This window comes from Nocardia vaccinii NBRC 15922 (assembly GCF_001613305.1).
GTDB lineage: Bacteria > Actinomycetota > Actinomycetes > Mycobacteriales > Mycobacteriaceae > Nocardia > Nocardia vaccinii.
This window is the reverse complement of sequence record NZ_BDCC01000060.1, coordinates 121991-133247: the sequence shown is the minus strand read 5'-3', so window position 1 is coordinate 133247 and position 11257 is coordinate 121991. Positions and strand designations below refer to the sequence as shown.

General features: G+C 65.9%; 13 protein-coding genes. 5 read left to right on the top strand and 8 right to left on the bottom strand.

Annotated elements, in window-relative coordinates:
• The 4 genes from NV1_RS44735 to NV1_RS32130 form a co-directional block, all read left to right on the top strand.
• Window positions 1-987 (top strand): substrate-binding domain-containing protein (locus tag NV1_RS44735; protein WP_218027264.1); only part of this gene is annotated, 987 nt, incomplete at its 5' end.
• 50 nt (window positions 988-1037) lie between these two features.
• Entirely contained in the window at window positions 1038-2033 is a 996-nt protein-coding gene (locus tag NV1_RS32140) for an ABC transporter substrate-binding protein (protein ID WP_157117499.1), read from the top strand.
• Window positions 2034-2542: 509 nt separating this feature from the next.
• On the top strand, window positions 2543-3103 hold the full coding sequence (locus NV1_RS32135) for a GAF and ANTAR domain-containing protein (protein ID WP_157117498.1): 561 nt from the start codon (window positions 2543-2545) through the stop codon (window positions 3101-3103).
• Between the two features lie 37 nt (window positions 3104-3140).
• Entirely contained in the window at window positions 3141-3899 is a 759-nt protein-coding gene (locus NV1_RS32130) for a GAF domain-containing protein (protein ID WP_157117497.1), read from the top strand.
• A gap of 181 nt (window positions 3900-4080) precedes the next feature.
• Here NV1_RS32130 and NV1_RS32125 read toward each other — a convergent pair whose 3' ends face one another.
• From NV1_RS32125 to NV1_RS32090, 8 genes are all read right to left on the bottom strand, one after another.
• Window positions 4081-4656, bottom strand: a complete 576-nt coding sequence (locus NV1_RS32125) for a TetR/AcrR family transcriptional regulator (RefSeq protein ID WP_067900017.1) — start codon at window positions 4654-4656, stop codon at window positions 4081-4083.
• 35 nt (window positions 4657-4691) lie between these two features.
• Complete coding sequence (locus tag NV1_RS32120; protein ID WP_067900013.1) at window positions 4692-5381, bottom strand: ABC transporter ATP-binding protein; 690 nt, start codon at window positions 5379-5381, stop codon at window positions 4692-4694.
• Complete coding sequence (locus NV1_RS32115) at window positions 5378-6502, bottom strand: FtsX-like permease family protein (RefSeq protein ID WP_067900010.1); 1125 nt, start codon at window positions 6500-6502, stop codon at window positions 5378-5380. The genes NV1_RS32120 and NV1_RS32115 overlap by 4 nt, the downstream gene beginning before the upstream one ends.
• Before the next feature lie 145 nt (window positions 6503-6647).
• Window positions 6648-7364 carry a class I SAM-dependent methyltransferase gene (locus NV1_RS32110; protein WP_067900007.1) on the bottom strand — a complete coding sequence of 239 codons (717 nt, stop codon included), beginning with the start codon at window positions 7362-7364 and terminating at the stop codon, window positions 6648-6650.
• A 92-nt stretch (window positions 7365-7456) separates the two neighbouring features.
• The gene (locus NV1_RS32105) at window positions 7457-8152 is read right to left on the bottom strand and encodes an NAD(P)-dependent oxidoreductase (RefSeq protein ID WP_067900002.1); all 696 of its coding nucleotides are present in this window, start codon (window positions 8150-8152) and stop codon (window positions 7457-7459) included.
• A 498-nt stretch (window positions 8153-8650) separates the two neighbouring features.
• On the bottom strand, window positions 8651-9133 hold the full coding sequence (locus NV1_RS32100) for a MarR family winged helix-turn-helix transcriptional regulator (RefSeq protein ID WP_067900000.1): 483 nt from the start codon (window positions 9131-9133) through the stop codon (window positions 8651-8653).
• A 98-nt stretch (window positions 9134-9231) separates the two neighbouring features.
• Window positions 9232-9603 (bottom strand): DoxX family protein, encoded by a 372-nt coding sequence (locus NV1_RS32095; RefSeq protein WP_067899998.1) that lies wholly within the window; start codon window positions 9601-9603, stop codon window positions 9232-9234.
• A 91-nt stretch (window positions 9604-9694) separates the two neighbouring features.
• Complete coding sequence (locus NV1_RS32090) at window positions 9695-10138, bottom strand: nitroreductase/quinone reductase family protein (RefSeq protein WP_218027263.1); 444 nt, start codon at window positions 10136-10138, stop codon at window positions 9695-9697.
• A gap of 247 nt (window positions 10139-10385) precedes the next feature.
• On the opposite strand from NV1_RS32090, the gene NV1_RS32085 reads away from it, so the two are divergent.
• Window positions 10386-11003: a hypothetical protein gene (locus tag NV1_RS32085; protein WP_067899994.1), complete on the top strand. Its 618-nt coding sequence runs from the start codon at window positions 10386-10388 to the stop codon at window positions 11001-11003.
• The last annotated feature ends 254 nt before the right edge of the window (window positions 11004-11257 follow it).

Genomic DNA, 11257 nt, shown 5'->3' with positions numbered 1-11257 from the left:
GCGACGCTGAGAATCGCCGTTTATCCGTACGAGCACACCGAGGCGCTGCTCGACGGCCGCGTCCCGATCGACGGTGTGGACCCCGAGTTCGAGTCGGCGCCGCTGGTGTCGGACATCTTCCGGCGCATGGTCGAGGGCCACTACGACGTCGCCGAGTACGGCCTGACCTACTTCCTGCGAACCTTCGACCTCGCGGATTCGCCGTTCCTGGCACTGCCGATCTTCCCGAACCGCAACTTCCGGCACTCGGCGGTCTTCGTGAACACCACGGCGGGAATCGAGCGGCCGCAGGACCTCGCGGGTAAGACGATCGGTGAATTCGCGATGTTCGGGCACGATCCGGGGGTGTGGATCAAGGGCATCTTCTCCGACGAATACGGCCTGACTCCTGATCAATCGCACTGGGTCATCGGCGGCACCGACCATCCGATCCCGTCGTTCGATTGGGTTCCGCAACCGGTGCCGGACGGAGTGCGCGTGCGGCACGCGGGGGACGGGGAAACCCTCGGCGCGATGCTGGAATCCGGCGAAATCGACGCGCTGATCTCGGTCGACGTCCCGCAGGCCCTGCTGAACGGCTCGCCGAGGATCGCCCGGCTCTTCCCCGACCACGAGACCGTGGAGCGCGACTACTACCGGCGCACGGGGATCTTCCCGCAAATGCACATCGTCGCGGTCCCCAGGGAATTGGCGACGCGGACCGACCTGATGAAGTCGCTCTACCGCGCCTTCTGCGAAGCCAAGGAGATCGTCCAGCGGAAGTACCGCCGAGGTGCGCTGAAACAGCACATGGGCGTCGTCACTCCCTGGTTCAGCAAGCATTTCGACGAGAACAGGACGTTGCTCGGCGAGGACTGGTGGCCCTACGGCCTCGGCGCGAACCGCAAGGCCGTGGACACCTTCCTGCGCTACCACCACGAACAGGGCCTGTCCAAGCGCTTGCTGACCAGCGAGGACATCTTCGTCCCCGCGCTCTTGGACACCTGAGCGGCAGCCGAACCCGACCGCGCCGCATTCACCGAGCCGAGGACCGCGCTGTGTCCATCCCGCATCTCGACATCGCAATCACCCGCTACGACAACACGCGAGCACTGTTCGACGGATCAGTCATCTTCGACGGCCTCGACGTCACCCTGCACAGCCCAGCCATTCCCGAAATCTTCGCGGGCCTGGCATCCGGCCGATTCGACGTCGCGGAATTCGGCCTCACGCACTACCTACGCGCGCTGGACGCCGGCGCGGGTCTCGTCGCCATCCCGGTGTTCCCCGCTCGGGTGTTCCGGCATTCCGCGATTTTCGTCAACACGTCCAAGGGGATCACCGGCCCGGCCGATCTGATCGGCCGCACGATCGGCGAGTTCGGCATGTACGGCCAGGACTCGGGTATCTGGGCGAAGGGCATGCTCGCCGAGGATTACGGGTTCGCACCGGAGCACAACCGCTGGGTCGTCGGCGGGCTCGAGACGCCGCTGCCCGCCGGGTTCGATTTCACCACGCACCCGCACCCGGACAACGTCGAAGTCGGGTTCGCGCCGCCGGACCGAACGCTCGCCGACATGCTCGACCGCGGTGAGATCGACGCGCTGTTCGCCTCGAACGCCCCCGCGGCATACCTCGCCGGTTCACCGAACATCGCACCGCTGTTCCCCGATCACGAAACCCGCGAGCGCGATTGGTATCGCCGCACCGGCATCTTCCCCATGATGCACACGGTCGTGGCGCGACGCGCGCTTTTCGAGGGCAACCCCGGTCTGGCCCAACGCCTTTACCGGAGCTTCCGCGCGGCCAAGGACACCGCCGCCGACCGGTATCGCGAGATGCGCCGACTGTTCCAGGTCACCACGATGGTGCCGTGGATGTACCACCTCTTCGAAGAGAACCGACAACTTTTTCCGGAAGACTGGTTCCCCTACGGAATCGACGCCAATCGCAAGGCCCTGGGAACCTTTCTGCGCTACTCCCGCGAACAAGGTCTCTCCCCGGCCTCGCGGGCCGTCGACGAGCTGTTCGCCGAAGAATTGCGGAACAGCTGAGTCCCGGACATCGCATTGTTCGGCTCGGTCTTCACCTCCGTATTCGTGATGACCCCTTCGGTGGGCCGTGCGGGCGGCCTGGCCGATGATTTCTGTTGCGCCACAGGGAATTTTGACGCGAGGGCTTTCGATTGCCGAGGCCGGTGCCGATGCGCGGTCCGGCCCTGCGGGATACCCCGCCGAAATTCCGGACCCGCCGTCGTTGTGCACGTGGCTTCCCGCCGGGCGGCCGCGGGGAGCGGTGGGTGCCGCTGGGCGTGCGGATACGGTTACGCTCGTGGAGATACCAGCCGAACGCTGGGTGACCGCATCTGGGTCTCAACGCGTCAGTGCGCATCCCGTAGTGCATGACCAGGAAGGGATCAGTGGACGAGGGATTGGGGGGCCGAATTCGGACCGTGCTGGCTGTGATCCGCAGGCCGCGCGGCGAACCGGATTGGGGCCGTCAAGTCTGTGTGGCTTGCACATCCAGTCTGGCCGGTATCGATTCGGCGTCGCTGACAATGCACATGCCCAGCGGGACCGTCGAGCCGATCGGCGTCAGCGACCCATTCGCCGAACAATTGCAGGATATGCAGACGATAGTCGGGGAAGGGCCCGGATTCACTGCCTTCACCACCGGCCGGGCGGTTCTCGTACCGGAGTTGGCCGCGCGAGCGGAGCAGTGGCCCGTGTTCGTCCAGGAGGCCGCCCTCTTGGGGGCCGGCGCGATATTCGCGTTCCCGCTGCAGGTCGGTGGTATCCGGATCGGCGTACTGAGCCTGGGCCGGCGGCAACCCGGACAACTACCGCCCAAGACGAATACCAGCGTGGCATTGCTGGCGAGTCTGATCAGTTACACCCTGGTCGAGGACCTCGTCGGCGACGGCGGGATGGAGTTGCCGACCTTCACGACCCGCTATCGTGATGTCAATGTCGCGACCGGAATGATTGCTGGTCAGCTGGGTATTCCCATTGATGAGGCGTTCGTCCGGCTGCGTGCCGCGGCCTTCGCCGCGGGGCAACCGCTGGTGGACACCGCACGCGATGTGCTGAGCCGGAACTTGGACGTGGACGGCGCCCCGGAATGATCGCTGACGGCGTGAATCCGGTGCGAGAATCGTGACAGTGCGAACTGTGGAAGGGGCTGTTGTGCAGCAGGAGCTGGTCGATCTGTTGTCGCGGATGACGGCGAACCTCGTCCGCGACGCGGATCCCGCGAGCCTACTTCCGCTGACGTTGGACGCGTGCACCCGAGCACTGGATGCCGAAACGTCGGCGGTCATGATTCTGGACCCGCGCGGCGGAATGCGTGTGCTTTCGACCGCGGACGACCGGCCCGCCCTCGTTCGCCTGTTGGAGACGCACACCCAGCACGGTCCGTGGTACGACTGCACTGCCGAACAGGATGTGGTCATCGCCGACGACATCGACCATGACGGCAGATGGCCCGACTTGACCGCTGATGCCGTTGCGGCCGGATATCACGCGATCCACGCGATGCCGATGGTTCTCGGGGAGCGGGCAGTGGGCGGCTTGGCCCTGTTCTACCGCGAACCCGCGGGCCTGGCACCCGGCCGGCGAGCGCTTGCCCAAACCCTGGCCGATCTGACGACGCTGTCGCTGTGCCAGGAGAGCGACGATACGCGGTACGAACTGCTCGCCCGGCGAACCCTGACCGAACTGGACGACCGAGTCCGCTACGAGCACGCGCTCGGCATGGTCGCGGGACGATTGAACACCGACCTCGCCGAGGCCGTCCTGGTCCTGCATCGGCAGGTCCGTACCCACGGCCTGTCGTTGACCGCCCTGGCCAAGGACATCACAGACGGCACCTTCGACTGGAGCCGACTCGATCCGCCGCAATCACAACCGCAGCGGGCGTAGACAGCGAAACCTGTTGTAGTCCAAGTGTTCCGTGCGCCGACGAGCCCGGCATTCGAACCCGGCGTGAGGCGTCTCGACTGGTGATGGCCTTGTCGGTCCTGCGGGACCGCTCGTGACCAGAGTGTTCTGGTGGTTGGATCGGGTCAGCCGTTGCGCGGACTCGCCGCTGGACCGGTTGATCTCAGTGCGGGGCCCGCAGGTAGGGCGCGAGTAGTTCGACGGTTCGGGCGCGTACAGCGGCTGAATCGCTACCACTCTCGACCAGGCGGGATGCTGCGTAGACCACCGCGTTGACGAGTTCGGCGGTGGTCTGCGGATCCGGAACGTCCAGCTCGATCAGCGCGGTGACCAGTGGAGTGCGCAGCTTGTCGTGCAGTACCTCGGTGCGAACGGCGAGTTCGCCACCCGAGAGCTCGGTCGCCAGCGCCTGCGCGATGGCGTGTTCTCCCTCATCGACGAGTTCGATATTGGCCGTGACGTATGCCAGCACCCGCTCCGCCGGATCGGCGGCCTGCGCCATCCGCTCGTCGATGCGGGCCGACCAGCGTGGCAGCGAATCCTCCATAACCGCGATCAACAGGTCCTGACGAGACCGGAAGTATTGGTAGACACTGGATCTGGCCAAACCGGTGCGGCGTGCGACGTCGGCGAGGCCGGGCACCTGGCCTTCGGCCAGCATGGTGCGCGCGGCGTCGAGGAGGGCCCGTTCCTGTGCTGCACGATGCTCCGCCACGGTCGCGGCGTGAATCTTCGGCACGGTGCCGGCCCCTCCTCGACGTGATACTGACCCGGTCAGGACAGTGTGCCATCACGCATTTCGCGCACGCTGTCGCAGTACTCCAGCACGTCGTGATCGTGCGTGACCATTATGGTGGCCACGTTGTACTGCCGAGTCTCGCGGGCCAGCAGCTCCACGATCTCGTGACTGCGCGCGCGGTCCAGCGCGGCGGTGGGTTCGTCCACCAGCAGCAGAGATGGTGCCGCCACCAGGGCGCGGGCGATCCCTACCCGTTGCCGCTCACCGCCGGACAGTTGGTGCGGCCGGCGGGTGGCCTTATCCGCCATGCCGACGGCCGCGAGCAGTTCCCGCGGGTCGCGGGCCCGCCGCCGCAGCGCGCGACCGCCGGCGTGACCGATCAGCCGCAGCTGATCGATCGCTGACAACGCGGGGATCAGATTGCCGGATTGGAACACGAATCCGATGGTGTCGAGCCGATAGCGGGCCAGCTGCGAGCGGCTCAGTTCGGCGAGGTCACGCCCGCCGGCCCGGACAGTCCCCGAATCCGGCGCGGTGAGGCCGCCCGCCACCGCGAGCAGGCTGGATTTGCCGGAGCCGGAAGGCCCGACCACTGCGACGAATTCGCCGGGGGAGGCGGTCAGGTTCACCCGGTCGAGCACCCGCACCGCCCGGTCGCCATCACCGAGGGCGAGACTGCAGTCCTCGAGAGCGAGGCCGGTGGTGGCGCGTTCGGATATGGTCATCGGTTCTCTCCCAACGCTGTCAGTGGATCGACCCGGGCGATGCGGACGATCGCCGCGCCCGCGCCGAGCAGTCCCAGGACGACGAGCAGGACCGCCCCGCCCGCCACCGCCGCTGGTTCGAGGGCGAACGGCATACCGTGTATGGCGGCCCCGCCGAGCACCCCGATGCCCACTCCGACGCCGGTCGCGGCGAGCAGCACGATCAATGCCTGCCCGAGACCGTCCCTGGTCAGATAGCCGGTGGAGGCGCCGATCGCGCGCAGCACCGCGATCTCCCGGCGGCGCTGGATCGTCCATACCGTGAAGAACGCCCCGACGACCAGCGCCGAGATGGCGTACAGGAAGGCTTCGATCAGCGTCATCGTGGCGGTTTCCGCGGTATAGCCGGGGGATGAGTCGTAGGACGCCGATCGGCTGCGGCTCGATGTACCGGCAGTGCGGTCCCCGGCGGCCAGGTCGATGGAACGACCCGCACGGGCACGTAAGGCCACCGCGCTCGCCTCGGCGTAGGCCCCGGACCGGACCTGCTCGCCGGGCCGGGCGCCGGCATGAATGGTCTGCCACAGCGGCAGCGGTACGTAGGCGACGTCGACGTGCCCGAACGTCTGCTGTCCGCTGGTCGCGCCCACCACTGTCATCGAAGTTCCCAGCCGGTCGATGACGAGGTGGTCACCCAGCCGCACTCCCTTCCGCAGCGCGGTCTCGCTGACCACCACGCCGTCCGGCGCCCGCAGCCCGGTCCCCGATCCGACCGCAGGCGCCAGGAAGGACTGCGGCTCGATGCCGAACAGTGCGAGGTCGACCGGCGTGCCGGTCGAGGTCTTCGCGTTGACCAGGGACAGGCCGAACGGGGCGGCATCGGCGACGTCGGGCCGCCCTCGCCACTGCTCGACCTGCCGGGTGTCGACGACACTGCGAGTGAACGCCGACTCGGACTTGGTGCCGTCCGCGAACGCGAAGGCGTCCACCGGCAGGGCCTTCAGACCCGACACACCATCGATGACCAGGCCGCTGGACAGACCGGACAGCATCACCACCAACACGGCGATGAGTGCGACCACACTCCCCATCAGCCCGAAACGTGCTCGCGCGAACCGTAGTTCGCGCACCGCAAGAAACATTGCGACTCCCTCGCTCCAGGCGTCGACGACATCTTGCCGACGCTCTGTCGTCAAGATAGCAACACGGTGTCGGTAACCTGTCTTCGGGATAGGTGGTAGCGGACAGCCGGATGTCTGGGTAGGTCCCGCGACACCGGCGGTTGTCTCATTCTTTGTTCGCCTCGAGTACGAGTACGGGCAGCAGTAGCGCTCCTACTTCGTTGAATTCCGGATGGAAGTCGTGTTGTGCGAACCGTTCGAGCATCTGCTCGGCCAATCCGTTCGTTTCCAGCCGATCGGTCCGCAGCGTGGTGATGGACCAGGTCGGCTCGGTGAAGATGGTGCGGAGCTGTCGCTCGGAAACCGGGTGCGGCGAGTACAGCTCGCCGTGTTCGGCTGGGGTGAAGGAGAATTGGATCAGTCGGCCGCCGGGTTTCAGCACCCGGGTCAACGCGGCCAGGTGTGCCCGCTGTTGTTGTGGATCGAGGTTGTGCAGCAGACCGCTGCTCAGCACGGTATCGAAGCGATTGTCGTATTCCTCGAGCGTGGTCGCGTCAGCCACGGCGAATTCGACTGCCGATCCACGCGCCGCGGCTCGGGCACGGGCCTGCTCGATGGCGGTGGGTGCGACGTCCAGACCTGTGACCGAGTACCCGAGGCCGGCGAGATGAATGGCGTTGTCGCCGGGCCCGCAGCCGACGTCGAGTACCTCGCCTGCGATGCGGCCCTGCTGCTCGAATTCAACGACCAAGGGTTGCGGCCGGCCGATGTCCCATGGGGCGCGTTCGAGAACGAGGCCGCTGGAGAATTCTTCGCCCCGATACATCGGTTCGAAGTCGGAGGTCGCCATATCGATCTTCGGTGTTGCGTTGCTGTCTGTCATCGTGCGTGGTCCTTTCGGGTGGATGGATCAGATCTCGTCGGGTGGTGCGGATCGTCCTGGCGCGGCCTGCCGGGTCCGGAACCCCGCACTGCTCAGCGGTTGGCGAATGCTTCTTTTCGCGCGATGCGGAAGAAGCTCGGGTTGCCGACGGTCGTGATCACTCCGACGGCCTTGCGCAGGTATCGGTCGTCGTCCGCCAGCGCCAACAGGCAGGCGGCGAGGTCGGTGCGCGCGGTGAAACGGCCTTCGGCGCGGCCTTCGGCAATCTGGTACGCGGTGATGTCGGGCCGGTCGTAGAGTCCGGCTGGGCGCACGATCGTCCAGTCCACGGTGCTCGCGCGGACCAGATCCTCCATTCGCCGCATGTCGTCGTAGACGGTCTTGCCGAGCACGTTCGCCACATACGGCTGCAGTACGCGGTTGAACAGGAATCCGGCGTCGGCGTAGGGATGCGGGTCGACCGCGCTCGAGGTGACGGCGACCAGTCGCCGCACTCCGTGTCGGTTCATGGCCGCGATGATGTTGGCGGCGCCGTGAGAGTAGGTGACGACCGGAGTCTTGCCGAACGGCACGCCGAGTGTCGAGAGCACCGTGTCCGTTCCGGCCAGAGCGGGGGCGATCTTCGTTCGGTCGAGTACGTCGGCCCGGGCCACGGTCAGTCGGTCATGATGCAGCGGAAACGCGTCCGGGCGACGTGTCACCGCGACGACGTCGTGCCCCGCCGTCAATGCCTGATCGGTGACGAGTCGACCGGTGGGCCCGTTTGCTCCGAATACGGCGATGCGCATGTGAATGCCTTTCCATGAATTTCGAGTCGCCGACCGGTGAAGTCATGTGGCCGGCCTCGATGCCGTGCCGGCGACGGCCGGTGGCTCCGCACGCTCGATCGATAGCGCGTCGTGCTCACAGGGCCGAGTCTAACGGATACGATCCGTAAATCGTACTATATGTGATAGATATTATCTGGTTGGACGTGTCGTTGATCGGCGCTCGACTCGCCGGTCGAGCGCTCGACCGGCGAGTTCGGGAGAGATTCGGCGCTATGACTCGGATCGAGGTGTTGGTGTGCATGCCCGCGCAGGTCGGCGATGATCGCGGCCGGTGGCCGGAGGCATGTTCGACAGGACGTGCGGGCCGTTGATCGGGGGAACCCTGGAGTGGCACGCGTGAAGTTGCCGACGATAGGTGCCGGAGGATGGCTCGCGAAATCACCTATCGGGCATCGGCTCTCGGATTGACTGTTCCAGGAGCCGGCGCTGGAACATCAATCGGCGAGATCGGGCCGGCTAAGCGGTATCGAGTTCCTCGGTGGAGTCGTGTCCGGCTTCGGCGGTTCGGCGGAGGAAGTCGGCGATCACTTCGAGTTCGGTTTCGCTGTAGTCGCGGCAGAGGGCATCCATCCGCCTGTTCATCCCGGTGAGCGTGCGGTAGAGCTCCTGGTTCCGTTCGCGGAGGGCGCGAACGGTGACAGCACGGCGGTCGGGGGAGTGTGGATCCCGTTCTCGGGCAACCCAGCCGGCGCGTTCGAGTCGGTCGAGTACGCCGGTGAGGGTTGCCGGGTGCAGGCCGGTGCGGCGGGCCAGCTCCTTCGGGGAAAGTGGCCCCTGCCGGTTGAGCAGGTCGAGACACGTCCAGTCGGCATCTTTCAGCTCGACCTTGCTGCTCAGCCGCCGGTTGAGCAGTGACATCTGGATGTTGAGGTCACGCAGTGCGTCCTTGACGACATTGGTCAGCTGGCGGCGGCGCCTGGCCGCGGCTTGATCTGTCACTGGGCTCGCACCTTACGGCTTATGCGGTTAGTTATTCAATATTCGTATCATATGATAGTGATGGCAAGGGAAGCTGGAGTCCGAGCAGATGGGGGCCGCTAGGTGGCCAGGCCGAGGGCCAGGCTTGCGATGGCGAGGGGGAGGAAGAAGGCCACGGCGCCGAAGAATGTCTGCGAGTAGTCGCTCACTCGAATGTGAGTGTAGGCGGCGCAGACGAAGAACAGGATGAGGCCGATGGCTGCCGCCGTGCCGATGAGCGGCACGCCGAGCAGACCGATCGCAAGGCCTGCCGCGCCTGCGGTTTTCAGTGTGCCGATCGGGAAGACCAGCCAGGACTGCGGGACTCCCGCTGTCTGCATAGCGGGACCGAGCACCTTCATGATCGGCCGGAACCGGGTGATTGCGGCGAGGCCGGAGAAGGCATTGGCGCCGATGGCGATGAGGGTGACGATCAAGTGGGCGGTTGACATCCGGACTCCTCGGGTAATGAGATGCGGTTTGATTTCCGGGATCCCCTGTCCGCCGGTGCGTGCGACTGCTGTCGGCGGACAGGGGGCGGAATCAAGCCGGTTCGACGCGGAAGATCGCGATTCGGGGCGCTGCCGCGGCCATCGCATCCGGCGAGGGCGCCTCGGCCAGGCCTGAGTTCACGAAGATCTTGCCGACCCGGGCGGGACTGGTGGTCACCAATGTGCGCAGCAGGGGTCGGCGCTCCTCGACGGGGACCTCGACCAGTCGCGCGGTCGAGGACTTCCGCCCACGCGTCAACGTCACGGTGTCCGCGGCCCGGGCGTTCGCGACCCATGCGGCTTTGGGAAACGCCTGGAAAATATATCGATCGCCGTCCAGTTCGTTGACCGCGATCGCGAAGGTCCGCAACTGCCCTGTGCGCCGGCCCCTCACTGTGAGCAACTGCATCTGCCCGAAGGTAATCCCGGCGCGTTGCAACCCGACGATGACCTTGTTGAATCCGTTGATCATCCGGCGGTAGCCATGTGTGTCCATACGTGACAGGCTACTCCGTAAAATACGAAAACAATATGATATTTGATACGTATTTTCGGTGATGTGACCGTCGTGGGTACGCATCTCGTCGGTCATCGCGGCAGGCTCATATTGCATTGCACCAGCGAATCGGACTGACCGTGCGGATGCCTGTTGCCGACTATTGCCTGTCGGCCTGTGGAGGAGCAAGGTAAGGGGTGCCGGTGGTGCCGCCGGGGCGCTGCCCTCGAACGGAAAGGGGTGGATCGTGTACGCGCGTTCCACCACGATTCTGGCGCAGACCTCCGCTATCGGGGCCGGGATCGCGTATGTGCGTGACCAGCTGTTGCCGGCGTTGGATGGTATCGCAGGCTGTGTGGGTCTTTCTTTGCTGGTCGATCGCCAAAAGGGTCGGTGCATCGCCGCCAGTGCGTGGGAATCAGCGGATGCGATGCACTCCAGCGCGGATCGGGTTCGCTCGATGCGTGATCGCGCCGCTGAGATGTTCGGCAGCGTGCGGACAGAGGAATGGGAGATCGCGGTCCTGCATCGCGAGCACCATTCGCGCCGCGGTGCCTGCGTGCGCGTTGCCTGGGCGGAGACGTCGCCGCAACGGCTCGATACTGTTGTCGAGGCGTATCGGTCCCAGTTCCTGGTGGACATGGAAGCTCTCGAGGGATTCTGCAGTGCGAGCCTGATGATCAACCGGTCGACCGGGCGTGCGGTCTCGTGTGCCGCATACGACAGTGCAACGGCGATGATTCGTGCCCGTGGTCAAGCTGCGTCGTTGCGGGCTGCCGCCAGTCGGCGATACGACGCGGTGGTGATCGACACCGGTGAGTTCGAGCTGGCTCTCGCGCACCTGCGCGTACCCGAACTCGTGTGATCCGGACCCGGGCAGGGCAAAGCGTGTGGATGTCAGCTCTGTCGAGGTCCGGGGCCAGACTGTGGCCGGCTGCCTGCCCGCAGGTCCCGCCCGAACGTTGCCCAGCTTGCTCGTTCGGGGTGCCTGAGCAGGAGGTCGCGTTCGTCTACGACGAGCTGGGTTTGTCTCCGCGCCGTTGCCCGAGTCTGCGGCGGGCCAATTCGCGGCGGCGGGCACCGATGTCGTGGGTCGCGGCGGGATAGACGGGGTCGGCC

Bases quoted from the DNA above. Each gene is read 5' to 3' on its own strand.
- NV1_RS32120 (WP_067900013.1), bottom strand. From the start codon at position 5,381: ATGACCATATCCGAACGCGCCACCACCGGCCTCGCTCTCGAGGACTGC.
- NV1_RS32095 (WP_067899998.1), bottom strand. From the start codon at position 9,603: ATGTCAACCGCCCACTTGATCGTCACCCTCATCGCCATCGGCGCCAAT.
- NV1_RS32090 (WP_218027263.1), bottom strand. From the start codon at position 10,138: ATGGACACACATGGCTACCGCCGGATGATCAACGGATTCAACAAGGTC.
- NV1_RS32110 (WP_067900007.1), bottom strand. From the start codon at position 7,364: ATGACAGACAGCAACGCAACACCGAAGATCGATATGGCGACCTCCGAC.
- NV1_RS32115 (WP_067900010.1), bottom strand. From the start codon at position 6,502: ATGTTTCTTGCGGTGCGCGAACTACGGTTCGCGCGAGCACGTTTCGGG.
- NV1_RS32105 (WP_067900002.1), bottom strand. From the start codon at position 8,152: ATGCGCATCGCCGTATTCGGAGCAAACGGGCCCACCGGTCGACTCGTC.
- NV1_RS32135 (WP_157117498.1), top strand. From the start codon at position 2,543: ATGCCCAGCGGGACCGTCGAGCCGATCGGCGTCAGCGACCCATTCGCC.